22 protein-coding genes and 1 tRNA gene are annotated in these 26,065 nt (G+C 52.4%); 11 read left to right on the top strand and 12 right to left on the bottom strand.

Annotated elements, in window-relative coordinates; all coding sequences use genetic code 11:
- Positions 1-8 precede the first annotated feature (8 nt).
- Complete coding sequence (locus tag LG323_RS05030; protein WP_404419586.1) at positions 9-764, bottom strand: ComF family protein; 756 nt, start codon at positions 762-764, stop codon at positions 9-11.
- Positions 765-830: 66 nt separating this feature from the next.
- Between LG323_RS05030 and bioB the strand changes: the two genes are divergently transcribed.
- From bioB to LG323_RS05000, 6 genes are all read left to right on the top strand, one after another.
- The gene (gene bioB / locus LG323_RS05025) at positions 831-1,910 is read left to right on the top strand and encodes a biotin synthase BioB (protein WP_404419584.1); all 1,080 of its coding nucleotides are present in this window, start codon (positions 831-833) and stop codon (positions 1,908-1,910) included.
- Positions 1,911-1,916: 6 nt separating this feature from the next.
- Positions 1,917-3,095: an 8-amino-7-oxononanoate synthase gene (bioF, locus tag LG323_RS05020; protein WP_404419582.1), complete on the top strand. Its 1,179-nt coding sequence runs from the start codon at positions 1,917-1,919 to the stop codon at positions 3,093-3,095.
- A complete protein-coding gene (locus LG323_RS05015; protein WP_404419580.1) occupies positions 3,092-3,838 on the top strand; it encodes an alpha/beta fold hydrolase in 747 nt (248 codons plus the stop codon). The genes bioF and LG323_RS05015 overlap by 4 nt, the downstream gene beginning before the upstream one ends.
- Positions 3,835-4,587: a methyltransferase domain-containing protein gene (locus LG323_RS05010; protein ID WP_404419578.1), complete on the top strand. Its 753-nt coding sequence runs from the start codon at positions 3,835-3,837 to the stop codon at positions 4,585-4,587. The genes LG323_RS05015 and LG323_RS05010 overlap by 4 nt, the downstream gene beginning before the upstream one ends.
- A gap of 8 nt (positions 4,588-4,595) precedes the next feature.
- Positions 4,596-5,258 (top strand): dethiobiotin synthase, encoded by a 663-nt coding sequence (bioD, locus tag LG323_RS05005; RefSeq protein ID WP_404419577.1) that lies wholly within the window; start codon positions 4,596-4,598, stop codon positions 5,256-5,258.
- A gap of 37 nt (positions 5,259-5,295) precedes the next feature.
- Positions 5,296-5,380: transfer RNA gene (locus LG323_RS05000), tRNA-Leu, on the top strand.
- A gap of 27 nt (positions 5,381-5,407) precedes the next feature.
- Here LG323_RS05000 and LG323_RS04995 read toward each other — a convergent pair.
- Positions 5,408-5,926, bottom strand: coding sequence for a site-specific integrase (locus LG323_RS04995; RefSeq protein ID WP_404419575.1), 519 nt, complete (start codon positions 5,924-5,926; stop codon positions 5,408-5,410).
- Positions 5,927-6,649: 723 nt separating this feature from the next.
- Here LG323_RS04995 and LG323_RS04990 point away from each other — a divergent pair.
- Positions 6,650-7,726: a hypothetical protein gene (locus LG323_RS04990; protein ID WP_404419573.1), complete on the top strand. Its 1,077-nt coding sequence runs from the start codon at positions 6,650-6,652 to the stop codon at positions 7,724-7,726.
- Between the two features lie 37 nt (positions 7,727-7,763).
- Here LG323_RS04990 and istB read toward each other — a convergent pair whose 3' ends face one another.
- Both istB and istA read right to left on the bottom strand, forming a co-directional pair.
- Positions 7,764-8,504 carry an IS21-like element helper ATPase IstB gene (gene istB, locus LG323_RS04985; RefSeq protein WP_114418945.1) on the bottom strand — a complete coding sequence of 247 codons (741 nt, stop codon included), beginning with the start codon at positions 8,502-8,504 and terminating at the stop codon, positions 7,764-7,766.
- The gene (istA, locus tag LG323_RS04980) at positions 8,491-10,008 is read right to left on the bottom strand and encodes an IS21 family transposase (protein ID WP_404416226.1); all 1,518 of its coding nucleotides are present in this window, start codon (positions 10,006-10,008) and stop codon (positions 8,491-8,493) included. Before istA ends, istB begins: the two co-directional genes overlap by 14 nt.
- Positions 10,009-10,186: 178 nt before the next feature.
- Between istA and LG323_RS04975 the strand changes: the two genes are divergently transcribed.
- Positions 10,187-11,032, top strand: a complete 846-nt coding sequence (locus tag LG323_RS04975; RefSeq protein WP_404419571.1) for a hypothetical protein — start codon at positions 10,187-10,189, stop codon at positions 11,030-11,032.
- Between the two features lie 307 nt (positions 11,033-11,339).
- Here LG323_RS04975 and LG323_RS04970 read toward each other — a convergent pair whose 3' ends face one another.
- The 3 genes from LG323_RS04970 to LG323_RS04960 all read right to left on the bottom strand — a co-directional run bounded on the left by LG323_RS04970 (position 11,340) and on the right by LG323_RS04960 (position 13,599).
- Entirely contained in the window at positions 11,340-12,545 is a 1,206-nt protein-coding gene (locus LG323_RS04970) for a helix-turn-helix domain-containing protein (protein ID WP_404419570.1), read from the bottom strand.
- 15 nt (positions 12,546-12,560) lie between these two features.
- On the bottom strand, positions 12,561-13,256 hold the full coding sequence (locus LG323_RS04965; protein WP_404419569.1) for a hypothetical protein: 696 nt from the start codon (positions 13,254-13,256) through the stop codon (positions 12,561-12,563).
- Positions 13,257-13,425: 169 nt separating this feature from the next.
- Positions 13,426-13,599: a hypothetical protein gene (locus LG323_RS04960; RefSeq protein WP_404419567.1), complete on the bottom strand. Its 174-nt coding sequence runs from the start codon at positions 13,597-13,599 to the stop codon at positions 13,426-13,428.
- Positions 13,600-13,788: 189 nt separating this feature from the next.
- Between LG323_RS04960 and LG323_RS04955 the strand changes: the two genes are divergently transcribed.
- Together LG323_RS04955 and LG323_RS04950 are read left to right on the top strand one after the other, a co-directional pair.
- Positions 13,789-14,463: a class I SAM-dependent methyltransferase gene (locus LG323_RS04955; protein ID WP_404419566.1), complete on the top strand. Its 675-nt coding sequence runs from the start codon at positions 13,789-13,791 to the stop codon at positions 14,461-14,463.
- A 66-nt stretch (positions 14,464-14,529) separates the two neighbouring features.
- Entirely contained in the window at positions 14,530-17,307 is a 2,778-nt protein-coding gene (locus tag LG323_RS04950) for an EAL domain-containing protein (RefSeq protein ID WP_404419564.1), read from the top strand.
- Between the two features lie 3 nt (positions 17,308-17,310).
- Here the strand turns inward: LG323_RS04950 and aguB are convergent, their stop codons facing one another.
- From aguB to LG323_RS04930, 4 genes are all read right to left on the bottom strand, one after another.
- Positions 17,311-18,186, bottom strand: coding sequence for an N-carbamoylputrescine amidase (gene aguB, locus LG323_RS04945; protein WP_404419562.1), 876 nt, complete (start codon positions 18,184-18,186; stop codon positions 17,311-17,313).
- Between the two features lie 2 nt (positions 18,187-18,188).
- Positions 18,189-20,426 (bottom strand): heavy metal translocating P-type ATPase, encoded by a 2,238-nt coding sequence (locus tag LG323_RS04940; RefSeq protein ID WP_404419560.1) that lies wholly within the window; start codon positions 20,424-20,426, stop codon positions 18,189-18,191.
- Positions 20,427-20,592: 166 nt separating this feature from the next.
- Positions 20,593-20,787 (bottom strand): cation transporter, encoded by a 195-nt coding sequence (locus tag LG323_RS04935; RefSeq protein WP_310697253.1) that lies wholly within the window; start codon positions 20,785-20,787, stop codon positions 20,593-20,595.
- Between the two features lie 43 nt (positions 20,788-20,830).
- Complete coding sequence (locus LG323_RS04930) at positions 20,831-21,799, bottom strand: YgfZ/GcvT domain-containing protein (protein ID WP_404419558.1); 969 nt, start codon at positions 21,797-21,799, stop codon at positions 20,831-20,833.
- A gap of 243 nt (positions 21,800-22,042) precedes the next feature.
- On the opposite strand from LG323_RS04930, the gene LG323_RS04925 reads away from it, so the two are divergent.
- Positions 22,043-23,224: a methyl-accepting chemotaxis protein gene (locus tag LG323_RS04925; protein ID WP_404419556.1), complete on the top strand. Its 1,182-nt coding sequence runs from the start codon at positions 22,043-22,045 to the stop codon at positions 23,222-23,224.
- 105 nt (positions 23,225-23,329) lie between these two features.
- Here the strand turns inward: LG323_RS04925 and acnB are convergent, their stop codons facing one another.
- Positions 23,330-25,930, bottom strand: a complete 2,601-nt coding sequence (acnB, locus tag LG323_RS04920; protein WP_310697256.1) for a bifunctional aconitate hydratase 2/2-methylisocitrate dehydratase — start codon at positions 25,928-25,930, stop codon at positions 23,330-23,332.
- Positions 25,931-26,065: the final 135 nt, after the last annotated feature.

Genomic DNA, 26,065 nt, shown 5'->3' with positions numbered 1-26,065 from the left:
TGACCCGTTTAGGCTGGTGTGCGAGCTGCGGCAATCACGGTGACGCTTGCGGCTCCTTTTTCCTTCAGTTCACGGGCAGCCCAGTGGCAGGTGGCCCCCGTGGTGACTACATCATCCACCAGCAGCAGTTTTTTGCCTTGTATCTCCTCGCTGGCAACAAAAGCACCTTGGGGATTCAGCCAGCGTTTCTTGCGGCTGAGTTCCCGTTGGCTGGTGATGTTACGGCAGCGCTTTAACCAGCCGGGCTGAAAAGGAAGCTGCCACTGCCAGGCAAGTCTTTGTCCCAGCCAGGCCGGTGGATTGATCCCACGCTTTTGTTGGCGGTCTTTTTGGGCAGGGATAACCAGCAAAGCATCTGCTTCCAATATCTGAGCTTCTGTTTGCAAGGTTTCGACCAGCAAATCCACCAGTAGACTGCCTGCGGTGCGATCCGCATGGTTTTTAAAGCGCAGCAACAGGTGGTCAACTGGAGGAGCATAAAGCAGGGGTGCTAAAACCTGATCGAAAGCCGGTGGTTGTTCCTGACATTGCTTGCAAGTTAGTGACAGCTCCAAAGTGATACTCAGGGGTTCGGCACAAGAGGTGCAGCAGGGCTGATTGAGGGGAAGATCCTTGCGGCAGGCAGGGCAGATATCTTCCTGAGTTTTTACTGTCTGAGCACAGACCAGACATTCACCGGCCAGCCATCCACGGGAAAGACGTGTGAGTTGATACCAGCGAGCCAGTATCTCGTTAACTTTGAGTTTATGTTTGGTTGACAGCATTCCTTGCCTCCGGCATCCTTTGCGTTAACTTGGTCTTACTTTTAAGTTTACAGGATTTTTCAGCCCATGACGTCTATCCGCCACGACTGGACTCATCAGCAGATTGCTGATCTTTTTGCCCTGCCTTTCAACGAGTTATTGTTTCGCGCTCACAGCCTGCATCGTGAGTTTTTCGACCCCAATGAGGTGCAGGTTTCCACTTTGATGTCGATCAAAACCGGTGCCTGCCCGGAAGACTGCAAGTATTGTCCTCAGTCCGGTCATTACAACACGGGTCTGGAAAAGGAAAAATTGCTGGAGATCAACAAGGTCATCAATCAGGCCAAAGCGGCCAAGCAGGCAGGTGCGGGGCGTTTTTGCATGGGTGCAGCCTGGCGTTCACCGACCGCCAAGGACATGCCAGCCGTGACGGAAATGATTCGTCAGGTCAAGGATCTGGGGCTGGAAACCTGCATGACTCTGGGGATGTTGAAGGAAGGTCAGGCCGAAGAACTGGCCGCAGCCGGTTTGGATTATTACAACCACAATCTGGATACCTCCGAAGAGTTTTACAACGAAATCATCACCACCCGCACCTATGGGGATCGTCTGGATACCCTGGACAAGGTGCGCAAGGCGGGCATGAAAGTCTGTTGTGGTGGGATTATCGGCATGGGTGAAGAAGCCAAGGATCGCATTGGTCTGTTGCAGCAACTGGCCAGCCTGCAACCTCACCCGGAAAGTGTGCCCCTGAATATGCTGGTCAAGGTGCCGGGTACGCCGCTGGAAAATGTCGAGGATCTGGAGCCGCTGGAATTCATTCGCATGATTGCAGTGGCGCGTATTATCATGCCCGCCTCCCGAGTTCGCCTCTCCGCAGGGCGCGAAAACCTGGATGCCGCCCAGCAGGCAATGGCCTTTTTTGCCGGTGCCAATTCCATATTTTACGGCGACAAGCTCCTGACCACCAGCAACCCGGGAGCCGGAGAAGACCAGCAACTGTTTGCACGTCTGGGCATCAACAGTCAGCAAACCAGCACGCCTGTGGGAGAGGACGTACATCAGGCCGCACTTCAGGAAGCCCTGGAAGCCAATAACAGTCTTTATCAGGATGCCACCCGCAAACAGGACGAGCCGGTGACCAAACCCTGTGGCCTTGTGGTTTGAAGCCTGATGGATCGGTCGGAACTCTATCAGGCTCTGGCTGAACGCAAAGAGCAGCAGCTCTGGCGGCAACCCCCTGTGCTGGAGAGTGCTCAAGGTGTTCTGGTGCAGATTGAAAGTCGGGAAGTCATCAACTTCTGTAGTAATGATTATCTGGGGCTGGCAGCTGATCCCCGTCTCGAAGAGGCGCTGATTCAAGGGGTAAAACACTGGGGTGCAGGCAGTGGAGCCTCCCACCAAGTCTGTGGCCATCAGCGCCCTCACGAGCAACTGGAAGAACGCCTGGCAGCCTTGACCGGCAGAGAGGCAGCCCTGACTTTTTCCAGTGGTTATCTGGCTAATCTGGCTGCGGTGCAGACTTTTGTTGGGCGGGGTGATCAGGTGTTTCAGGATCGTCTCAATCACGCCTCCCTGCTGGATGCCGGACTGGCTTCCGGTGCGCGTTTCCGTCGTTTTCATCACCTGGATTACTCACACCTGGAAGGTTTGTTAAAACAAGCCGGTACAGGTCGCCGGTTGCTTGTTTCCGATGGTGTTTTCAGCATGGATGGAGATCAGGCGGATATCCGGCAACTGGTGGCTGTTGCTGAACAGCATCAAGCCTGGCTGTTGATTGATGATGCCCATGGCATCGGGGTGCTGGGCGAAAAAGGCGAAGGACTGGTAGGTGATCCTTTCACTGCTCAGCAGGTTCCTTTGTTGACCGGTACTCTGGGTAAGGCCCTGGGTTCTTCCGGGGCTTTTATTGCCGGGGATCAGGTGGTGATTGATTATCTGCGTCAGTTTGCCCGCCAGTATATTTACACCACGGCCCAGCCTGCAGCTCAGGCCTGTGCAACTCTGCAAGCCCTGGATATTTTGGAGAAAGAACCGGAAAGGCGCTGGACCCTACTGCAAAGAGTGAAATCCTTCCGTCAGCAAGCACTGGCAGCCGGTTTACCTTTGATGGATTCAGCCACTCCCATTCAGCCCCTGATGCTGGGCAGTAACCAGCAGGCATTGGACTGGTCGCAGGCGCTGCGCGACCAGGGTTTTCTGGTCACGGCCATACGTCCTCCGACCGTTCCCCCAGGTACGGCACGATTACGAATCACCTTGAATGCTTTGCATACTAAAGAACAGGTCGGGCTGCTGGTTGAAGCCTTGGCTGAACTCAAGGCGCAAGACCGAGAGGGGTGGAATGCATGACAACAACCTTGCCCTGGGTTTTTCTGCCTGGCTGGGGAATGACTGCAGCCAGCCTGCAACCACTGCGTGAGCAGTTGTCTGGCGAAAAAATCACCCTGCTGGAATGGCCGGATGATCCCGAGTGCTGGCGTCAGGCAGAGGCTGGAAATCTGGATGCACTCTTGATGCGTCTGGCTGAACAGTACCCGCAACCGGCCCTTTGGCTGGGTTGGTCACTGGGTGGCCTGGTAGCGGCCAAAATGGCTGAACATCACCAACTGGGGCAGCTGGTGACCGGGTTGGTCTCTCTGGGTGCTGGCCCCTGGTTTGTAGCCGGAAAAGACAGGCCTTGTCATTGGGGTTTGAACCCGGCTGAACTTAAGGCTTTTGTTCGTGGTTTCAAAAAACAACCGGAGCAGGCCTGGCAGCATTTTCTTAATTGGCAAAGCCTGGGTGAGCCTGAGGGCAACCGGGTACTGGCCCGGTTGCAGGCGCAAAAGCCCTGGCCGACCTTTGCCCTGAATACTGGCTTGCAATTGTTGCAGCAACTGCAAGCAGCGGAACTATTAAAGAACCCTTCACTGCCTTGGTTGCTGGTTCGTGGTGAAGACGATCCTTTGTGTGAACCCTGGTCTGCCCTTCAGGAAGCCTATGCTTCTGAAAATGTCAGTTGGGTCACTTTGCAGGCATGTGGTCATGCTCCGCAATTCAGTGAGCCCCAACAGTTGGCTAATCAGCTGCTGGCCTGGAGTTCACGGTTATGATCGCTGCTGCTCCCGAAGTCAGACGTTCCTTTGATCGTGGGGCTGCACGCTACCGGCAGTTGGCCCAGGCTCAAGCCAGGATGGGAACCTTGCTCTGGCAGAAGTGCCCACAAACTGCAGACACTGTTCTGGATCTGGGTTCCGGTCCCGGTCACTGGACGGCCCGGCTTGCCGAAAGCTATTCTGATGCCTCTGTTCTGGGGTTGGATCTAAGTCCAGCAATGGTCAGGCAGGCCCGTCACTCCTATCCTGAAATTGGTTTTGTGCAAGGCAATGCCTATAGTTTGCCTTTGCAAAACAACTCCCTGGATCTGCTGTTTTCCAACCTGGCCCTTCAGTGGTGCCCGGATTTACGGCCTTTACTGACAGGCATTCATCGCGTTCTCAAACCCGGTGGCAGGGCACTGATCACCAGTTTGCTACCCGGCAGTCTGGAAGAAATTCATCAAGCCTGGTCGCAGGCCGGAGCACTCAGCCGGGTGTTGAATTTTCAGCCTGAAGCAGCCTATCAAAAAGCAGTCACAGCGGCTGGTTTCAGCCATTTTCATCTGGAAGCCAGCCCCCAAGTCTTTTATTATCCCACCAGCCGGGATCTGCTGCAGTCCGTCACCGGCATCGGTGCCTCCGGTGGGGCCGGTTTTCTGAGCAAAGACCAGTATCGACGGATTCATCAACAACTGGAACAGCGGCGCACACCTCAGGGCCTGCCTTTAACCTATCAATTACTGGTGATGGAGTTGATCAAGTGAAGTTTTTTGTGACAGGAACAGATACCGATGTGGGTAAAACGCTGATCGCCTGCGGTCTTTTGCATCTGGCCCGAAAACAGGGCCTGTCCACCCTGGGGTTGAAACCCCTGGCTGCTGGCGCAGAAGATCAGGGCCGTGGCTTGCAGAATAGTGATGCCCTGGCCCTGCAGGCTGAGAGCAGCCTGAAGCCGCGCTATTCAGAAGTGAACCCGGTGGTGCTGAAAGCAGCGATTGCCCCTCATCTGGCCGCCGCCGAAGAAGGACGCAGCCTGAATCTGGATCGCCTCGCCGGACTGGTACGCGGACAGCTGATCAAAAAAGCCGACTTCACACTGGTGGAGGGTGCCGGGGGCTGGCGCGTCCCGCTGCAAGGTCGCCAAACCTTGGCGGAACTGGCCAAACTTCTGCAATTGCCCGTGATTCTGGTGGTGAAAATGCAACTGGGTTGTTTGAACCATGCCCTGCTGACAGCTGAAGCCATTCAAAGAGACGGCTTGTCACTGGCCGGGTGGATCGCCACAACTGCAGGTGAAACCATGCCCAGAGAAGATGAAAACTTCCAAACCCTGGAGCAGCTCCTGCCAGCCCCTTGCCTGGGTCGTGTGCCCTATTTGGATAGACCCACAGCTGAAGCAGTAAGCCGGTTTCTGAAATTGCCCTCAACAGCTTGACTTAACAGAAGGTTTCTATACAATGCTCGCCATCTTAGCGGATGTGGTGGAATTGGTAGACACGCCAGATTTAGGTTCTGGTGCCGCAAGGTGTGGGAGTTCGAGTCTCCCCATCCGCACCATCAAGATTCAAGCGCCTTTCAGCAGTATTAGCCCTCCCTTATCTTTATTACTTTTTGAGCAGTGTGATAGGAATGTGATACGGAGCTTTCCGAGTCATTTCCATCCAGCATTCCAACTGCCTGTGCAACTCTTGCTGGCGCTAAGTGCGCATACCTTTCTGTCATCATGATGGTGCTGTGACCCAGCAGGTCACGGACTTCAGATAGTGGCACTCCGATAGTTACCAGCCATGCCGCACAGGTATGCCTGAGATCATGAATCCTGAAATCCTTTATACCAGCTCTCTGGCAGGCATTCTTGAATCCAACTCTCAGGCAGGTTACCTTTTGCCCGTTCTTGCGTGTGAAAACCCAGGGTGACGCAGGGCTGTATTCAGCTCTTGCGGCCAGTCGGTTTTTTAGCGCAGCCTGGGCACCGTTGTTCAGGGGTATGGATCTTCTCTTTCCGGCTTTGGTGTGCTCCCCCTCAAGGATCACTAGACGGTTAGCGAAGTCCACCCTGTTCCATTCCAAGCCCAGCAGTCCATTCATCCGGTAGTTACCCATCCTTCCCCTGGTGGGCGGATCGGCACAAGGCTTCAGCTTCAAGCCTTGGTGATCCACCTTACTCTTCCCTGTGACTCTTTCAGCTTGCGACCCTTTACCGGGTTGGGTAGCTGCCACTTCTTTTCCCGATTGCAGTAGTTGATGGCTGCTTACACCATCGCGCCTCCTTGTAGCCATTAATCCTGATTGCTGGGATAGTATTCATCAGCACTATTCCCAGCACATAGTCGCGAACCTGGCTGTTGGTATCGTTGTTGTGGGTGAGGGCATCGCCATGGACATGCAGGTGGGCTTGATGGGTATCAAAGGCTGGTTGCTGGTATCAGTTACAAGGGCAAGATGCTAGCTGCGGAAATCTACGGTGGTGATTTGAGTAGTCATGGTCATTATCTCTGTCTGGTTTTTAGACCAGGCCCTCCTGCCAATAAGGGTGAGCGAACCGTACAGGTTGGCAGACCAGGACAGAGACAGGCAGGACCCGAAGGTCTCCATACGGCCCACCCATAACAGGCACAAGTCATTGTGCAGGAACAAAAAACCGCTGTGAAAGCGGTGGTATGCCCACTTGTCTCCAGGCTGCCAAACCCGACTGCTGAATTTGCAGTAGTGAGGGAAGCATAGGCTTGCGTGGGTGGGGGTGCCAATAGAACATAGTCGGGTTGCTGGTCATGGTGATGGCTGGTTTAATGACTGAAATCAGAGTACAAGAGAAAGGGAAGACCGATGGCTAAGTGTCAGTATGAAGGGTGTAAGAATAATATCTGTGCAGAAGGGTTTTGCTCGCTTCACCTCCCTCCAGAAAAAAGAGCTGGAACCAATTTTAATGAAGATCTTTTTGAAAAAGATTTTGTAGAAATGCTTTATTCTCAGTTTGCATCAGATTCAGTTTTAAATTCAATTCCCAATACTAATGATAGCACGCTTAAAGGTTTTTCTTCGAATGAAAATGACTTTCATTTATTTTTGAAAAATGATTTAGATAAGGTTCAGAAAGAAAAATATGAGATTCAATATTCTTATTGCAAGAAAATACAGGTGTCTGGAGTATTTTTTTATGGTCTAAGTCAGTTTTTGGTTGATTTGTTGTTTTCTTTTTTGAGCCGTATTTATATAAGTGTTACTAGTCTTTTATTGGAGCATTGTTGTTTTTCGAACAAATTAGAAAGGTTGGATAGGGTGGTATATGACCAGTGCAGATTTTATAGCGCTTCAATTCCCATAGGTAAAGAAAATCCTTATTTCTTGCGTTGTGATTTTTATGGTGATACAAGCCTCGCTTTCTGTGGTTCATCTGATAAGAATATTTTTTCATTTGAAAGCTTTAGGAAGAATTGCTTGTTCAATGGGTCTTTATTAATCAGGTCAGAGACTGAGTCTGGAAAACAATCTATAATTTCAGGGTGTCTGCCAATTATGTCTTTGTCGGGTGATTTTTTAATTAAAGGATTTGCTGTCTCGAAAGATGTAAAGTTTGAAGATATTTTGTCTATATTTAAGGTTGACGAAAAAAACTCTCTTTCTATAATGGACTGTAAGATGCAGGGGAGATTTTCAGTCGACAAAAAAACAATATGTACTCGATCGCCTGAAAATGTTAGCACTCTTTCAGAAATTTATAGAAATAGGCTTCCGAGCATCGAGATTAGAGATTCATGCTTTGAAGAAAAATTTGAATTAAAAAATTTTAGTACTGAAAGACTAGTGCTCAGAAATATCAGATTTAAAAAGGTTGCAGATTTATTTGGAATTGAAGCAAAACAATTAACAATGCGTCGTGTTGTCAATGGCCATTTATTTTGACCCACCTTTGGCCAATAAAATTGACCCACCTGGTGCGTTAGTTGGTTAACTTTTCTTTCAGTCGATAGCTTTCTCCTCCCAGCATGAAGATGTGTGAGTGATGGATAATCCGGTCTACGATGGGTATGGCCACATTGTCGTTATGGAAGAACTCTCCCCAGTCGGTGAAGTCCTTGTTGGTGGTCAGGATGATGGAGCGGTACTCATACAGGCTGTTGACCAGTTGGAAGAGGTTATAGCGGGACTGGCGGCTCATGGGCAGGTATCCCAGCTCATCAATGATCAGCAGGTCGTTTTTGGCCAGCAGGCTGATCCGCTTTTTCAGTTCACCGCGTTTTTCAGCCAGTTCCAGCTCTTCCACCAGGGTCATGGCCGTTTTGAACAGCACCTTGTAACCGGCTTCGATGGCTTTGTAGCCCAGGCCAATGGCCAGGTGGGTTTTGCCCACTCCCGGTGGCCCGATGAACACCAGGTTCTGGCGCTGATCCAGGAAGTTGAAGTCCAGCAGCGCACTGATCTGGCGTTTATTGATGGTGGTCTGGTGACGATAGTCGAAGTCATCCAGGCGCTTTTCCATCGGGAAGTGAGCTTGTTTGAAGTGACGCTGGATGCGTTTTTGATCGCGTTCTTTCAGCTCATAGCCCATCAGGTGGTCGATACACTGTAGATAAGACCAGTCATTACTTTCAGCTTCACCGAGCAGCTGAGGGAGCTGTTGAGCCATCCAGGTCAGCCTCAGGCTTTTGCAGCGGGCGCGGGTTTGTTCAAGCTGCCCCATGGGTCACCTCCTGGCCACTGGACTGGCCAAGTCGCTGGTAAGCCGAGAGGTCTACATGGTTGGCCGAAGTAGCCTCTGGCAGACCGTGATCTGGATAACGCCCTTTGCTCCGCGCCTGACGTTCCGCCTCCAGGTAGCGTTTGATCTTGCCAGCGGTAATGCCGGGCCGCTCGGCCAGCTGCACAAGCAGCTTTCGATCTTCCGGCTCCAGGTGAGCCAGGATGGATTTCAGGGCAACCAGCTGATCCTTGACGACTCTAGGCTCTGAGCGCCTGATCTGCTGGCAGAGTGTCTGACCCAGAGCCTTTCCCAGCATTTGACTGATTTCGGTCTCCAGCTGCGCCACCCGAGCTTCCCTGTCCCGGTAGTGGTTGTTGTTCTTGATGATGCGCCCCTTTTCCAGGCACAGGGTATGTTCGGCCAGGGTCTCACCAGTGTTTAGGTCGGTAATGACCAGACGGCCTTCCTGCTGCATTACACCGACCTGAGATTGCTGCCAGGCCAGAGGCACGGAGTATTTATTGGCTTGGTAGCTGATCAGACCGGTTTTATCCGCACGACGAGTTTCAATCGCCGAAGGCTGACGAAGACTGCTGGGGGCCAGGTAAGGCTTCAGCTGAGTTCGTTCTTCGGCCATAAAAACGGTGTGGGGGATCTGGCCGGTGGTGCCATGCTCACGACGGTTGGCCACTTCATCCAGCCAGTTTTGCAGATGGTCTCTCACGGCTTGTTGACAGGTGAAGTGTTCGCCATAAAAGCAGTCCTGCTTGACGTATTTGACCCCAGCTTCCACCTTGCCCTTGCTCTGGGGGTCATAGCCTTCACAGGCATGGATTCTAAAGCCTGCGGTGGTGGCATACTGGTAAAAGCGCTGGTTGGCCTCGATTTCCCGGTATTGCTCCTTGATCACCACCAGCTTGGTCTGGTCATAAACACACTCTTCGGTGATGCCGCCAAAATACCGGAAGGCTTCATCATGCAGTTGAATAAAGGCCTGGGTATCAAGGGGCTGGAAGCTCAGGCCCACATACATCAGACGCGAGAAAGAGAGCACGAAGACAACAAAGTGAAGGGTGACCTCCTGATCACCGACCCGAACGCCTCGCAGCTCGCCGGGATCAACCTGACATTGAACACCGGCCACATCATCAATAATGGGTTCAAAGTAGCGAACCTGAGCTACAGCCACTTCCTGGCGCAGCTGTTGAATATAACGGCGCAAACTTCGATCAGATGCAGGGATGGAGCCATATTTAGTACGCAGCTTACGAGCAACCTTCACCGCACTCAGCTTGGGGAACTCACCCAGTAGGTACACCAGATAACTGCGGTAATCATCCAGCTTTTTGCTGCGACTGGGGTCTGATTGCTGACCTTGAATGGCTTCTTCCGATAGACGCAGATACTTGCGAACGGTATTGCGAGAGATGGACAACTGCTTACTGATGGCTCGGACGGAAAGACCCTGGCCGTTGTCGTGTAGTGCTTTGATTTTATGAATCACAACCCACTCCTTCAAAACCCTTCCCCTTAATCATCATCGTTGAGGGAAGGTACTGGTTTTGGTGGCCAAAGCCACCTTGGGGGTGGGTCAAAATTAATGGCCAGAAGCGGGTCAGTTTAGTTGGCCATTAACACGTGTTGACTTTGAAGATTTTTTTGCTTTTGAACAAGCTAAGGTTTTGGATGATAGGGCTACCTTTGAATATGTAACCTTTCATACCCATGCCACCTTTCGAGGCGCAAAATTCCTTGGCGGCCTTGATCTTGATCGAGCCAATTTCTCGGACGAAGCTAACTTTCTTGGTGTTGATGTAGATGGTGGAGATGTATCTAAAACAACCCGCGAGACCTACCGCCTGATCAAGCATTCCTTTGACAGCATCGGTAACCACCTGGAAGCCAACAAGTTCTTTGCGAAGGAAATGGATAAGTATCATAAAGAACTGGATAGCGGTCGCCTTACTTTTTCTAATATTCATAATATTAAGGTCTTACCAAAAGAAGAAAACAAAAACTTGTTGGCTCTTGCTGATCTATTTTTTCCATGGTTGATGCTATTCTTGTATTTTATCTTTACTGCTCCACTATATTTATTACTTCTGATCACACTTCTGTATTCTACCCCTTTTCTCACCGAAAGAATTCACCTTGGAAATATCTTGCAAAATTTCTTTCATTGGATTTCAGGAGTAAATGAAAAAGTTCCTGTTTACTGGTTCAACAAAATTTCCTCTGATTTTGGTCAAAGTTATATTAGGCCTGCTGTGGGTATGCTGATTTTGGTCTCAGCACATGTTGTATCCATTAGATGCTTTGGCAGTAGCTTAGATCTGCAAGAAAACTATAACCCTTGCTCGCCTGAGATCTCTGGTATTTTGGGTTACCTGAACTGTGGTGCCTCTTTAGTCCCTTTCAGCAATGTGCTGATTAGCGGAATGGAGTTGCTGAGCTTGATGTTCTATCTGATATTCGCCGCACTTTTCTGGCAGTTCGTTGTAGCGTTGAAACGGCATACCCGTAGATGATGCCAACCCTTTTTTTAAAAGGAAGTGCATTCGCCCCTGAAGGCCAGGCTGGTAACTTAGTTATTCCAATGTTGATGATAAGGAGTTAGCTATGACAACTAAGACGCTGTACTGTAAAAAATGTGAGTGTAAAAGAGAGTTTGAGGAAATAAAGAGAGAGGGGCATCAGCCTACAGAGCAGGGTGTTTACATCTGCTCAGTTTGTGATACTGAAGCTAATACAGCTTCTGATGGAACCGAGCCTGAGCTAGTACGCACCAAGGGTCCTGGTGAATAAAAAAAGCCTCTGGCCAGAGGCTGGAGGTGTTTAGCTTCTGTGTAGGCTAATTACTTTTCCATTTCCTTTCTGCTGCTGAGGCTTCATGCGCTGTTTGGCTTCAGCACGCAGCTTCAGTTCAACGACCTTGCTGGAGTCATCCAGATCAAAATACCCTTGAGGTAGGTTGCACAGTTCTTCTGCATACTGAATCGGTAGGCCTAGAACTTGGCGTAGGGTGTTTTTATCAAGAATATTGTTCTCGACCAGCATTTTGATGCTGCGCTGAAGTAGCTTGGGCTCTTCTGGTTCCAGAGTGTCATCCAGCGGTTCGCGAGTTGTCCAGCCTCTGGCTGATCGTGCTTTCCAGAGTCTTAAAGCTGTTTGCTCGCTGATGACTTCCAGATCCTGACAGCGGCGAATCATGGCAGCGACAGAGGTTTTCCACTTGGGCTTCAGGGCCAGAAAGGTTTCCATGGTTGGGTAGTGAATATCCCGCACGAAGGCTGAAGCTGGCAACAGTAATGCACTGGCAAAGCGGTGTGCTTGTGTTTCGAGCAGCTTGTAGTGCTTTTTATAGCCTGCCTGGCTTACTGCCTTGTGAAGGATGATGTGGCCCAGTTCATGAGCGGCATCAAATCGTGTTCTAAATCCGTTTGCTTTGTCCATGCAGAGAAAAACATAGGGGTAATCATCGACCTGTGACCAGCGAGAGACACCATCCATTTTGGTGAAGCCTAGTTTGCCACGAGTTGCGACAACCCCGTTGCTTTCCATTAGGTTGAGCAGGTTACCAATGGGTGCCTGTCCGATATTCCAGCGTTGGCGGCATTCAGTGGCCAGGTCTTCGATTTCATAGTCGGCCAGATCCTTGAAGTCGCCTGTGTATTCCGGCAGATTGATGCTGGGAAATTCAAGACTTTCTTGTAGTTTGTAGGCAATTTCTTCAGCCCAGTCCAGGCGGATGTTGGCCAGGGCACGCGCTGTAGCTGTAGTGCTCGTGTTGGTTCTGAAGAAGCTGGGCTGTGTTTCTGGTGATGCAATGGGCTCTTCCATAAGCCAGGAGCCAGGGACATTGAATGCATCGCAGATTCTTTGGAAGCTGTTGGCTTCAGGGCTGCTTTTACCCTGCTCCCATTTGGAGATGTTGCCTTTGGCACATTGAACGAGGTCAGCGAGTTCGGCTTGGGTCATGGAGGCATTTGAGCGCAGTTGCTTGAGGCGTAATGACTGGAAGCCTTTTATCCCGGATCTCATGGTGTGATCAACCTCTTATTCATTCTGTTCACCCTGGCTGCCTTCTTCTTCGGACTTGCGCATTTGTTTACGCAGTTTCGGCCATGCCTGGTCTTCTGTTTCAGTAATAGGCTGGGCAGTTGCAAAGCCAGCGATCAGGTCGTCTATATTAATTTTAAGGTGGTAGCCTTTGTTGCTCTCGTGCGGTACATACACCTGAATTTGAGCGGGTTCATCCTGCTGTTGATCCGGCTGGGGCGCGACAGCAACAATGAGTATGTTGAGCTTCTCAAAGGCTTTCTGCTTTTTGCTTTTGCTTTCTTCTTCAAGCAAGAGTTCAAGCTGCTCGGCAATTCCTTCATTAAGAGCCGCGTTCTTGTCTCTGGATTTGGCGCGGCGAATCTTACCATCGAACCAGGGGAGAACGTGAAGGGTTGCAAGCAGGTTTTTTGTTTCGAGTTGGGTGTAGGACTCGCCTTTGTTATCTGTTAGTTGGGTTGAGGGCTTCCAGCCGGAGGCTGCGCTACACAGAGCCTCTTGCGTGTAGAAGTAGCGATCCTGGCTGCGTTTTCTATTTTGCCTGGTCGAGCAGTTTAGAATACGCGCCCTGCAGTCAACGTCAGCTTCCTTGAATGCTTTGCTGACTAGAAGGGGAATCTCTTCAAACAGTTCCGGTTTGCTGTATTGGTGAATGAATTGGGTGATTTTGCTTTCTGTACTGGCTTGTGACATGCAGCCTCCGATTGGCTATGGTTCCTTAATCGGATTATATGCCTTAAATTCTTCTTTTTGAAGTGGTGGGAGTGAGTGATCTGTGAAGCACAGCCCCAAACCTACACTTTTAGTCAAAAAAATGAACATGCAACATCAACACTGGCTAGCTTTACCGGCTTGAATGCTGTCACCGTCCCGGTGGTTCGTCGTTAGGCCGTGCAATCCCGGTCATCATTTGTCTGGCCAGGGGAGCCAGCAGGTTTTGTTTCTGCTTCAGGGCTTCGTGTAGCTGACACTGAAGGGCATTTTTCAACATTTTCAGGCGTTCGACAGAGTTGGTTACTGGGGTAGGTTGGTGCATGGTACAACTCCATTGGTGTAAGTGATGCTCAAGTGTTGATAGCTGCGAACGGGTCTGGGGGAGCTACTCCATGCTGACCAGGTAGTAGAACAGCGTTAATGTTACTGGCTTCTTTATGACCGATAGGAAGTCGTCAGAGTACGTGCAACAGCGGTGTATGCTAAAATGCATACTATTTCAGGACTGAATATGCCCTCCGAAGTTTGTCCTCTTTGTTTTAGCGATCAAGTCAAAAAATGGCATACAGAAACCCGTAATCCGTTAGCAGGTCGTGAATACTGGCTTTGTGCTTCTTGTGATCTGGTCTATGTGCCCAGTGGGTTTCATTTGTCCCCCGAGCAGGAAAAAGCCGTTTACCAGCAGCATGATAACCGCCCGGATGATGCGGGTTATCGACGTTTCCTGAACCGCCTTTTGGAACCTTTGCTGCCTTTTCTGGACACCATCAAAAAGCGTGAAGGGCGAATGCCCGAAGGTCTGGATTTTGGTTCCGGGCCAGGGCCGACCCTTTCTCTGATGTTCCGTGAAGCCGGTTATGACTGCGTTGATTACGATCCCTACTTTGCGTTCCATCCCGAGCGGCTGAAGCGGCAATATGATTTTCTGGTAACGACGGAGGTTTTTGAGCATCTGGCTCAGCCTGCAGAGGTGATGGATCAACTGCTGGCTTGCCTGAAACCGGGTGGCTATCTGGGCATCATGACGCAAAGGCCACGTAATCTGGAAGCTTTCAAGCGTTGGCACTATTTAATGGATCCGACCCATATTACCTTTTACAGTGAAGCCTGTTTTGACTGGCTGGCTGATTACTGGAAATTACAAAAGATTCACGTCGGGCAAGCTACCATCATCTTATGTAAGTAATCTTGTCTGTAAGGAGTATCTTCTGTATGATTTCTCGCTGCAATTCCCAGCCATCGGCCTAAGTGCATGTTTTCTTTTCGGGTTTTTGCCCCTTTCCTTTTTCTAGCGGGTGCTTCCGTTCTTGCCCTGGTGTTTGGCCTGGTGCTTTTGGGTCATAACAGCGATCAGCGCGCCCATGAAAATCTCGAACAACAGTTGCAGTTTGCTCTGCAGGATCATCAGCGCCACCTGAATAAGTTGTCTGACCAGCTGGCGGTTCTCTTCATTCATCTGGATTCGGCCAGTTTTTCCCAACTTTTGCCTCATCAACTGGATGGGCAATGCCTGCTCCTGCAAGAACCCGAAAAAGCCCCCGAGTTTCTTTGTGAGCGCAATGAAAGCCTGCCAGCTAGCCTGCAAGAAAAACTGAGTAAACTGGACGCCAAGCAGGGCCAGGGCCTGCTGAAAGCAGACAAGCAAGTGTACCTTTACCAGTTGCGGTCTATCGATCATCGCAGCCTGGTTTTGCTGGAAAAACTAACGCCCGAACTTTTAGAACAATGGCAGAGGGTCTATCAACTGCCTGAGCTGACTCTGGATCTACAGGGCATAACCATCAGCGGCCAGGGCCTCTTTCCTCTGCAGTCTCAAGCCGGGCAACCTTTGGCCTATCTGCGTTACCCCTTACCCAGGCCGGGTCAGGAACTGGTGCGATCCTCCTTGCTCCCTGCTTTGCTGGTTCTGTTGTTTTTATTGAATCTGGGCCTGTTTGCGGCTTATCAGCTTTCCAAGCTGGTGCGGGGGCGGGAACGCAGCGAGCGTCGGCTTCGTCAGGTCATAGATCTGGTGCCCCAGATGATTTATGCCCGGGATCGGGAAGGGCGGTTCGTTCTGGTCAACAAGGCCACGGCCAGCTTTTTTCATGCCCGGCCCCAGGATTTACTGGGCAATAATCTGGCGGAAATCACGGGTGATAACCAGGCCTTTGAACAGCAGCTTAGCCAGGAAAGGGCATTGCTGGCCAGTGGCGACAGCCTCTATATGCGCGAAGAGACCATTCCTGGAATGGGGCAGGAGCCTGCCAGAACCTGGGAAACCAGCAAGTTGCAGTTCAGTGATACGGGGGGAAAGCCTGCAATTCTGAGTGTTTCCCAGGACGTCAGCACCCAGAGAGAGCAGCAACAACAACTGCATCTTTTGTCCAGCGCCCTGGAATACAGCGGCAGCGCGGTACTCATCTGCGATGCCCAGAATCTTATTCACTACTCCAACACACGGCTCTGCGAACTCCTGGGTCGCCAGCAGGAAGAACTGAAGAACCAGAAGCTTGAAGAGCTTCTGCGCGCGAGTGTCAGCCGGGAACAGCGGCTGAGGCTGCTGAGAGGCATGCGCGAATCCGGGTATTGGCGGGGTGAGTTGCAATTTCAGGTCAGTGCCCAGCAGCATTACTGGATGCTGGTTTCCATATCACCGGTGCATTTTCAACATCAGCAGGAAGCTTTTTTTGTTCTGGTGGCCGAAGACATTACGGCACTCAAGCAGACCCACCAAAAAATGGAGCAGCTGGCACTTTACGATACCCTGACCGGGCTGGAAAACCGTCGCCTCTTCAAGCAGCGGCTGCATAAAGCCATCAAACTGGCCCGGCGCCAGAATACTATTTCAGCCCTTTTGTATCTGGATCTGGATCACTTCAAACGCATCAACGATACCCTGGGGCATGATGCCGGTGACCAGCTACTGATTACTGTGGCCGAGCGCTTGCGCACCTGTGTGCGGGATTCGGATAGCATTGCCCGCCTGGGGGGGGATGAGTTCACTCTATTACTGCAGGATTTGCAGCATACTGAAGCGGCTGCGGCCGTGGCCCGCAAGATTATTGAAAAACTCAGCCAGCCGATTGAGCTGGAAAAAAACAGTGTCATAGTAACCACCTCGGTGGGGATTGCCCTGGCCCCCACAGACAGCGCCAACCCAACGGAGCTGCTGAAAAATGCTGATCTGGCCATGTACCAGGCGAAAACCCGGGGCCGCAACAATTATCAGTTCTTCAGCCAGGAAATGAACGAGCATGCCTCGCGTCTGTTGGAGGTGGAAACCGAATTACGCACGGCTCTGGCGGAACAGAGTTTTGAAGTCTACTACCAACCCCAGGTCAATTTGCCGCTGAATAGTGTGGTGGGTTTTGAGGCCCTGGTGCGTTGGCATCATCCTGAACGCGGTATCATCTCCCCGGCAGAATTCATTCCCATTGCCGAAGAAACCGGTCTGATTATTGAGCTGGGCCACCAGGTTCTTGAACAGGCCTGTCGTGATCTGGTGTGGCTCAACCAACGCCTCAGTCAGCGTTGTTATGTGGCTGTGAATCTTTCTCCCCGCCAGTTGAAAGACAAAGGCCTGCCTGAGCAGCTGGATGCCTTGCTCAGCCGCTATAACCTGCCACCGCAATATCTGGAGCTGGAAATCACTGAGAGCACCCTGATGGATCAGATGGATCTGAGCTTGCCGATTCTGCACAAGATAGAGGAGCTGGGTATCAGCCTGTCGATTGATGATTTTGGTACGGGTTATTCTTCCCTGAGTTACCTGAAGCAGTTACCCGTGCATTCCCTGAAAATCGATCGCTCCTTTGTAAAAGATATTCCCGGTGACAAGGATGATATGGCGATTATTTCCGCCATCAGTGCCATGGCCGGTAAACTGAACCTGGAAGTGGTTGCCGAAGGGGTGGAAGAGCGCAAGCAACTGGCTTTTCTGAAGGAATCCGGCTGCCACCTGGTTCAGGGTTATTACTTCAGCCCACCGGTGCCCAGAAGCCAGGTGCTCGCGGCTTGCGAAGAGATTGCCGAGAAACTTAAATTCTGATTTTCATTTTGAACCATCCTTGCTCATCAGGTGGCCGTAGCGATCCGGACGGCGATCGCGGAAGACACCCCAGGAATGCCGGGCAAAGGCCAGCTCATCCAGGTCAAAAGTCTGCACCAGAACCCCTTCTTCCTGCCGGTCCAGTTCAGCGACCTTGGCACCGGTTCCATCGGTGATGAAGGAAGAGCCGTAGAAGGTGATCTGCCAGTCATCCTCTTCTTCTTTACCAACCCGATTGGAAACCACCACCGGGGTCAGATTGGCCGCAGCATGACCTTGCTGGGTGCGCTGCCAGTGATCCTTGCTGTCCAGCGTGGGATCATGGGGTTCGCTGCCAATCGCTGTGGGGAAGAAAATGATTTCCGCCCCCTGAAGCGCCAGGGCACGGGCTGTTTCCGGAAACCACTGATCCCAGCAGATGCCCAGACCGATGCGGGCATAACGGGTATTCCAGACCTGAAAGCCGGTATCACCCGGCGTGAAGTAAAATTTTTCACTGTAGCCAGGGCCATCAGGAATGTGGGTTTTACGATAGAGGTTGGGGTGCAGGCTGCCATCGGCATCAATCAGAACCACCGTGTTGAAGCGCACCTGACCGGCCAGCTCATAAAAGCAGATGGGCAGCACGACCTCCAGCTCGGCAGCCAGCTTCTGAAAATGCTGAACGGCCGGGTTGTCTTCCAGGCGTGTGGCCAGTTGCAGATACTCGTACTTCTGTTTCTGACAGAAGTAGGGGGTTTCAAACAGCTCTTGCAGCAGGATGATCTGGGCACCCTGGCTGGCTGCTTTGCGAACCAGCTGTTCGGCCCTGGCAATATTGGCAGAACGGTCTTTTGAACAGGCCATCTGGGTGGCTGCGACCCTGACTTGACGTAACATGATCAGTGCTTATCCAGTTTGATATAACGCAGACGGTTGGCATTACTGACGACTGTCACTGAGGACAAGGCCATGGCTGCTGCGGCATAGGCCGGACTCAACAGCCAGCCGGTCAGCGGGAAGAGCACACCGGCAGCCAGCGGAATACCCAGGGTGTTGTAGATGAAGGCACCAAACAGGTTCTGCCAGATATTACGGACCGTGGCACGGGAGATCAGCATGGCATCAGCAACACCGTGCAGAGAACCCCGCATCAGAGTCAGATCAGCGCTTTCTATGGCAATGTCGGTGCCTGTGCCTATGGCAAAGCCGACATGGGCCTGGGCCAGAGCCGGAGCATCATTGATGCCATCACCGACCATGCCGACTCTCAGGCCCTTGTCCTGCAGTTCCTTGACCTTGTTGGCTTTCTGGTCCGGTTTGACTTCCGCAAAGACTTCGTCAATGCCCACCTGACGGGCGACCGCCTGGGCTGTTCTCTGGCTGTCCCCGGTCAGCATGACCACCTGGACACCGGCCTGCTGCAGGCGCTGAATCGCTGCGGCTGAGTCTTCTTTGATGGGGTCGGCAATGCCGATTAAAGCCACCAGTTGGCCTTCAATGGCCAGATGAATACAGGTTTGTCCTTGATCAGCCATTTCCGAGGCCTGATTTTCCTGAGCCTCACTGATTTCAACTTCTTCCGATTCCAGCAGGGAGCGGTTTCCCACCAGCCAGGTTTGGTTGGCAATCCTGCCCTTGATGCCCTGGCCACTGAGGATTTCCGGGGTGTCCGTTTTGGGCAGAGTCAGTTTTTGTTCCTTGGCGGCAGCAACCACAGCAGCACCCAGAGGGTGTTCAGAGGCCTGTTCCAAAGCTGCCAGGTTGGCCAGCAATTCATCTTTGGACAGCTGGAAAGCCGAGTTCTCCTGAATCTTGAAGTCCACTAATCTGGGTTTGCCTTCCGTGATGGTGCCGGTTTTATCCAGAATCACTGCGTTCAAACGTGAAGCTTCCTGCAGGGCATCGCCTTTGCGAATTAACACGCCCTTGCTGGCAGCACGGCCCACACCCACCATGATGGACATGGGGGTCGCCAGTCCCAGAGCACAGGGGCAGGCAATCACCAGCACCGCCATGGCGGCCACCAGCATATAGGCCGACTGGGGTTCCGGGCCCACCAGCCACCAGACCAAAGCGGTGATCAGGGCGATAACAATAACAACAGGGACAAAAATGGAACTGATCTTGTCAACCAGACGCCCGATGGCAGGCTTGGAACCCTGGGCATCCCGTACCTGATGAATAATCTGGGCCAGGGCGGTTTCTTCACCGACCTTGCGCACCCGCATTTTGATACTGCCGGTTTGATTGACTGTACCGGCTGACAACCAGTCTTTTTTCTTTTTGCTCACCGGGTTGGGTTCACCGGTCAGCATGGATTCATCCACCTGGGTTTCACCGTCCGCCACGATGCCATCAACTGGAATTCGCTCACCGGGACGCACACGCAGAACATCACTGGGCTGGATGGAGGCCAGACGCATTTCCTTCTCTTCACCATCAGGGGTGACCAGCCAGGCCGTGTCCGGCTGCAGCTGCATAAGACGGCGTATGGCCTGGGAAGCTTGCCCACGGGCGCGGGTTTCCAGAGCCTGCCCCAGATTGACCAGACCGACAATGAAGACCGCGGCCTCATAGTAAACATGCCGACTTTCAGCTGGGACAATTTCCGGCCAGAGCACCATCAGGGTGGAGTAAACCCAGGCTGCCCCGGTACCCAGAGCAATCAGACTGTCCATATTGGCGCGGCGGTTTTTCAGGGCTGTCCAGGCGCCCGTATAAAAGTGGCCCCCAGCAAAAACCATGGTGGCCAGAGTCACCAGACCAATAATACCCCAGAGAACCCGTGCCTCTTCCAGCATGGGCAGGTGGCCGGTAAACATCAGTAGCATCTGCGGCACACCAACGGCCAGAGCGACCCAGGTTTTGATCCAGACCTTTTTCAGGGCTGCAGCTTCTTCGGCCTGACGCTCATCCTCACCGTAATCCGCGCCCATGGGTGTGGCCCCATAACCGGCTTCTTCAACAGCCTTGACCAGGGTTTTCTCATCCACCTCGCCTTTGACTTCGGCACTGCGATCTGGAAGATTGACCTTCACTTCATCAACACCGGAAACGCCCTGCAGGGCTTTTTCAACACTGCCGACACAAGCGCCGCAGGTCATCCCTCTCAGGGCAAGGCGAATAGGTTTGGACATGGAGTCTCCAGGCTAAATAAGGTTGGGAGTTGACTGCCGTGCAGGGTGTTGTTTGGTCAGGCTGTCTGCGACAGGAAGTCGCAGCCAGAGCTTACAGGGATGTATTCACGCGTCCTGACAAACACATACCCTGCAACAGGCAGTTAGAGAAGGATCACTGCAAGGCTTACTCTTCGGCTTCAAAGCCCAGGTTTTCAATCACTTCAATAGCTTCGTCCGGGCTGATGCTGCCGGTGATGGTGGCGGCTTCCTGGCTGACATCCACCTGATCAACACTCTCCTGACTCATCAGGGCTTCGGTTACTTTGTTGACGCAACCATTACAGGTCAGCCCCATGAGCTTTAGTTCTACAGTTGGCATTTTCACGCTCCATCATTCAAGGATTCATTAATACAAGGTGTTTTTAAGCTTCGGCACCGTGCAAGGCAACTCGCGCCTGCTGATCGTAAGGCAAGTTTAGCAGACTGGCTTTCAGGGTCAGTTCTGAATTAGCAAAAAATTGATCATTTTCTTCTAATGCTTTCTGGTTGATCACAGCCAGGGCCTCAAGTTCACCGCGTCTGTCGGATGCCGTCTGGATGATTTCACCCTGCTGCTTGCCTGCACTGTCATAAACAGCGGCGGGAAGTTGCAGTTTGTCAGTGTTCAGGTGAACCCGATGCAGGCGTTTTTTGACCTGACCACGAAACTGGGCACGCGCCACCACTTCCTGGCCGATGTAACAGCCTTTTTTGAAACTGACTGCGCCCAGTGCCTGATAGTTCAGCATCTGTGGCAGATACTGGTCAGCCAGATCGGCATTCACCTGGGCACGGCCGACCTGAATATCCAGCATGCGCCAGCAATCCAGGGGAACAGCCGCGGTCAGGCTCTTGATTTTATCCAGGGTGGCGGCAAAGTCTTCGTGATCCCGCTGCAAAAGCACTAGTCCTCGGGCCAGAGGGCCAGGCAGATGCAGAACCAGACCTTTCTCAGTCACGGCCTGGCGGTAATTGCTTTTAGGCCAGGCTCCCAGCAGGCTGGCAACCAGAGCAGGGGTTTCTTTACCTGAAAGACCCAGCAGTTGGTACTGGTCTGTTGTTTCCAGCAGTCGGGTTTTGAAAAAGGGTTCATATTTTTTCAGATGGCTTTGCACGGCTTCCAGGTTATCGGCTGGAAGGATCAGGGCCAGGTGGTTTTCAGCAAAAGCCACCACTTCAAAACTGCTGATGACCCGGCCTTTCAGGCTGCACAGCAAGCCCGGCAGGGCCTGTTCAGGCGTGACCAGATTCATATCAGCCGTGATCTGGCCCTGAAGGAGTTTGTCAGGCTGACCCCCCTGAAGCTCGAGAATGGCCAGGTCATCAAGGTGCGCACAAAATACTTGGGACATGAGGAAAACCTTTTGCTTTATTGCATTGCAATAATGTGATTGATATGGGTCAGTATTGCAACCAAAACAGCTGTGCCTGAGTTTTGTTTTGTCATCATGAGATGGGGACTAATCACTTGATTACAAGGGACTTCAAGTGATTCCGTTTCTCTGAAGCCAGGAAATATGCGGTTTTATGCCCTGTCTGTTTGCTTGCTGGTGATGTATAGATAAGGTTTTGCTAATTCAATCAACGGGAGCCTGATGATGAAAGCAAGCCTGCTGCGTCGCCTTCTTTATGCCTTTCTGGCCTTTGGTATTTTGATGGGGCTGATTTTTCCTTTGTACGCCCAGTTTTTTGTGGACTGGAAGCCGGGGCTGAAGGTCTGGTTTCAACTGGGTTGTATCCTGGCCGGTCTGTCGATTGGCCTGTTCAATTACTGGCTGGTGCATCGGTTGCTGTTCAGCAAGATGCGCCAGATTGCCGAAGTGGCCCAGGCCGTGAGCCAGCATGATATTTCCCGTGAATGCTCATTGGTCAGCAAGGATTTGTTGGGTGAAATTATTGACAGTGTCAATCGCATGGTGCGCAATCTCCGGGAGTTGCTGGGCGAGCTGCAGGGCAGTTCGGATTCCCTGTCCGAAGCTGTTTCCAGCATGGCCGACAAGGGCCGCAGAACCCATCAGCGGGTTGCGGAACAGCAAAAAGGCAGTCAGACCGCACGCAGCGCACTGGATAATCTGGGGGAACAGATGCAACAGGCGCTCAGCGAGTATCAACAAGTCATGCAGTCAGCGGGTGAGGCTGACCGTCAGGCCCAGGAAGGTTACACCACGATTCAGAAAACCCTGCAGGGGTTGACGGGCCTGGCTGAAGAAATGGAGCAGGCCGGAGAAGCGGTTTTTCACCTGGAAAGTCAGACCGAAGAAATCGGTCAGGTTCTGGAGGTGGTAGGTGGGATTGCCGAGCAAACCAACCTGCTGGCCCTGAATGCCGCAATCGAAGCCGCCAGGGCCGGAGAGTCCGGGCGTGGTTTTGCCGTGGTGGCGGATGAAGTACGGCAACTGGCCACCCGTACCCAGGAGGCCACGGGGAATATTCGTGAGCAGATCACCGGCTTGCAAAGAGATGCCGGACAGGCGGCCGAGCGCATGAACTCGGGTCAGCGGTTGGCCAGGGATGGCGTAGCGGCTGCCGGTGATGCCAGCAAGGCTTTGGAGACCATTATTAGCACCGTTGCAGCGCTTTCATCGGCTGCACAACTTCTGGTTGAAGTGAGTGAGCACCAGAAAACATCGCTGGAGCAGTTGGATCACCAGGTGGAGCGCATGACCCGGGATGCAACAATCAGTGCGGATGAAGCCAGACAACTGGAGGTTTCCGGTGAATCCCTCCAGGCTCTTTCGGATCGTCTGCAAGGTCTGGTAACGGATTTTCGTTGCTAAGGGTGTTGGCGGCGCTTCTTGACGAATAAAAAAACCCACCACTGCCGAGGCAGGGCGGGTTTCTTCAAGGGTGGACCCGGATGAGTCTGCCCTTTATCAGGCCAATCAGGCTTCCTGGGCGACAGGAATCACTGAAGAAGCAGCTTTCTGATACTCTTCGATCTGATCGAAGTTCAGGTAGCGATAGACTTCACTGGCCATGGTGTTGATTTTGGATGCTTTTTCCAGGTATTCCTCTGGAGTTGGCAGTTTGCCCATGATGGAGGCAATTGCAGCCAGCTCAGCAGAAGCCAGGAAGACATCCGCACCATCACCCAGACGGTTGGGGAAGTTACGTGTGGACGTGGAAACCGCCGTGGACTTGGGTGCAATGCGTGCCTGGTTACCCATGCACAGAGAGCAGCCCGGCATTTCCATGCGCGCACCGGCTTTGCCGTAGATGCCGTAGTAGCCTTCTTCGGTCAGCTGGTACTGGTCCATCTTGGTGGGTGGTGACAACCACAGACGGGTAGGCAGTTCACCCTTGTACTGATCCAGCAGTTTACCGGCAGCGCGGAAGTGACCGATGTTGGTCATGCAGGAGCCGATGAAGACTTCATCGATCTTGCGACCGGCCACGTCAGACAACAGGCGGGCATCATCAGGATCGTTGGGGGCACAAAGAACAGGTTCCTTGATGTTGTTCAGATCCACTTCGATCACGGCTGCGTATTCAGCATCTTTATCGGCACGCATCAGTGAGGGGTTAGCCAGCCAGTCTTCCATTGCCTTGGCGCGACGCTCCAGAGTGCGAGGATCGCCGTAACCGTTGCTGATCATCCAGCGCAGCAGGGTGATGTTGGACTTGAGGTATTCAGCCACTGAATCTTCGGACAGGGTGATGGTGCAACCCGCCGCAGAGCGCTCGGCAGAAGCATCGGACAGCTCGAATGCCTGTTCGGCAGTCAGGTGTTCCAGACCTTCAATTTCCAGTACGCGACCAGAGAAGATGTTCTTCTTGCCTTTCTTCTCAACAGTCAGGTGACCGTCCTGAATCGCCTGGTAAGGAATGGCGTGAACCAGATCGCGCAGAGTGATACCGGGCTGCATTTCACCCTTGAAGCGAACCAGTACGGACTCAGGCATGTCCAGAGGCATAACGCCTGTGGCCGCAGCAAAAGCCACCAGACCGGAACCGGCAGGGAAAGAGATACCCAGCGGGAAACGGGTGTGGGAATCACCACCGGTGCCGACAGTATCAGGCAGCAGCATGCGGTTCAGCCAGGAGTGGATGATACCGTCACCAGGGCGCAGGGAAACACCGCCACGGTTCATGATGAAGTCAGGCAGGGTGTGGTGGGTGTTGACATCCACAGGCTTAGGGTAAGCAGCGGTGTGGCAGAAAGACTGCATCACCAGATCCGCCTGGAAGCCCAGACAAGCCAGGTCTTTCAGTTCATCACGGGTCATGGGACCTGTGGTGTCCTGAGAGCCGACTGTGGCCATCTTGGGTTCGCAGTAAGTGCCGGGGCGAACACCTTCCATACCACAGGCTTTACCCACCATCTTCTGCGCCAGAGTGTAGCCTTTGCCGGTATCGACAGGCTGTTCAGGCTTCTTGAACAGATCAGAAGGACCCATGCCCAGTTCAGCGCGGGCTTTTTCAGTCAGACCACGACCGATGATCAGGGGAATACGGCCGCCAGCACGCACTTCATCCAGCAGAATCTGGGTTTTCAGTTCAAAAGTGGAAACCACTTCATCTGTGCCGTGTTTACAGACCTTGCCTTCGTAGGGGTAGACGTCAATCAGGTCGCCCATGTTGAGGTTGTCCACATCCATTTCGACGGGCAGAGCACCGGCATCTTCCATGGTGTTGTAGAAGATCGGAGCAATTTTGGAACCGAAGCAGAAGCCGCCAGCGCGCTTGTTGGGCACGTTGGGAATGTCGTCACCAAAGAACCAGAGCACCGAGTTGGTGGCTGATTTACGTGAAGAACCGGTACCCACAACGTCACCGACATAGGCAACGGGGAAGCCTTTGGACTTCACTTCTTCAATTTGCTTCAGAGGACCGGTGACACCGGGTTCTTCAGGCTTGATGCCATCACGTTCCATTTTCAGCATGGCGTTGGCATGCAGAGGAATGTCAGGGCGTGACCAGGCATCAGGAGCCGGTGACAGGTCATCGGTGTTGGTCTCGCCGGGTACTTTGAACACGGCCAGAGAGATTTTTTCCGCCAGAGCAGGCTTGTTGGTGAACCATTCGGCTTCCGCCCAGGACTTCATCACAGCCTTGGCGTTTTCGTTGCCTTCTTTGGCTTTATCGGCAACATCGTGGAAGGCATCAAACATCAGCAGGGTGTGCTTGAGTTCTTCACCGGCCAGAGCACCCAGTTGGTCGTCTTCCAGCAGTTCCACCAGGGTGGCAATGTTGTAGCCGCCCTGCATGGTGCCGAGCAGTTGTACGGCTTTCTCAGTGGAAATCAGTGGAGAGGAGGCTTCGCCTTTGGCGACAGCGGATAAAAAGCCAGCCTTGACGTAAGCGGCTTCATCAACACCAGCAGGAACGCGGTTGCTGATCAGGTCGACCAGAAACTCTTCTTCGCCTGCAGGCGGGTTTTTCAGCAGATCAACCAAAGCAGCGGTTTGTTCTGCATCCAGTGGCTTGGGTGGAACGCCTTCTTGCGCGCGTTCTTCGACATGTTTGCGGTAAGCTTCTAGCACGGTTTTATACCCTCATCTGTTAGCGCTTCGATCAACAGCGAAAAAAATCTTTCTGTGAACGTCCTGTTTTATGGAATCAAAGCAACCGATGGATTCATCGATCCTTTTATAAGGCGGTGGCATTGTAGAGTAAAG

Origin of the sequence: Marinospirillum sp. (assembly GCF_044810985.1) — a bacterium.
Classification (GTDB): Bacteria; Pseudomonadota; Gammaproteobacteria; order Pseudomonadales; family Halomonadaceae; genus Marinospirillum.
This window is presented reverse-complemented; position numbering and strand designations above follow the sequence as displayed.

Coding starts and splice junctions, on each gene's coding strand:
- aguB (WP_404419562.1), bottom strand. CDS start 18,186: ATGTTACGTCAAGTCAGGGTCGCAGCCACCCAGATGGCCTGTTCAAAA.
- LG323_RS04955 (WP_404419566.1), top strand. CDS start 13,789: ATGCCCTCCGAAGTTTGTCCTCTTTGTTTTAGCGATCAAGTCAAAAAA.
- LG323_RS05010 (WP_404419578.1), top strand. CDS start 3,835: ATGATCGCTGCTGCTCCCGAAGTCAGACGTTCCTTTGATCGTGGGGCT.
- istB (WP_114418945.1), bottom strand. CDS start 8,504: ATGGGGCAGCTTGAACAAACCCGCGCCCGCTGCAAAAGCCTGAGGCTG.
- LG323_RS04965 (WP_404419569.1), bottom strand. CDS start 13,256: ATGTCACAAGCCAGTACAGAAAGCAAAATCACCCAATTCATTCACCAA.
- LG323_RS05015 (WP_404419580.1), top strand. CDS start 3,092: ATGACAACAACCTTGCCCTGGGTTTTTCTGCCTGGCTGGGGAATGACT.
- bioF (WP_404419582.1), top strand. CDS start 1,917: ATGGATCGGTCGGAACTCTATCAGGCTCTGGCTGAACGCAAAGAGCAG.
- LG323_RS04925 (WP_404419556.1), top strand. CDS start 22,043: ATGATGAAAGCAAGCCTGCTGCGTCGCCTTCTTTATGCCTTTCTGGCC.
- LG323_RS04935 (WP_310697253.1), bottom strand. CDS start 20,787: ATGCCAACTGTAGAACTAAAGCTCATGGGGCTGACCTGTAATGGTTGC.
- LG323_RS05030 (WP_404419586.1), bottom strand. CDS start 764: ATGCTGTCAACCAAACATAAACTCAAAGTTAACGAGATACTGGCTCGC.
- bioB (WP_404419584.1), top strand. CDS start 831: ATGACGTCTATCCGCCACGACTGGACTCATCAGCAGATTGCTGATCTT.
- LG323_RS04950 (WP_404419564.1), top strand. CDS start 14,530: ATGTTTTCTTTTCGGGTTTTTGCCCCTTTCCTTTTTCTAGCGGGTGCT.
- LG323_RS04970 (WP_404419570.1), bottom strand. CDS start 12,545: ATGAGATCCGGGATAAAAGGCTTCCAGTCATTACGCCTCAAGCAACTG.
- LG323_RS04995 (WP_404419575.1), bottom strand. CDS start 5,926: ATGGGTAACTACCGGATGAATGGACTGCTGGGCTTGGAATGGAACAGG.
- LG323_RS04930 (WP_404419558.1), bottom strand. CDS start 21,799: ATGTCCCAAGTATTTTGTGCGCACCTTGATGACCTGGCCATTCTCGAG.
- LG323_RS04990 (WP_404419573.1), top strand. CDS start 6,650: ATGGCTAAGTGTCAGTATGAAGGGTGTAAGAATAATATCTGTGCAGAA.
- LG323_RS04960 (WP_404419567.1), bottom strand. CDS start 13,599: ATGCACCAACCTACCCCAGTAACCAACTCTGTCGAACGCCTGAAAATG.
- LG323_RS04940 (WP_404419560.1), bottom strand. CDS start 20,426: ATGTCCAAACCTATTCGCCTTGCCCTGAGAGGGATGACCTGCGGCGCT.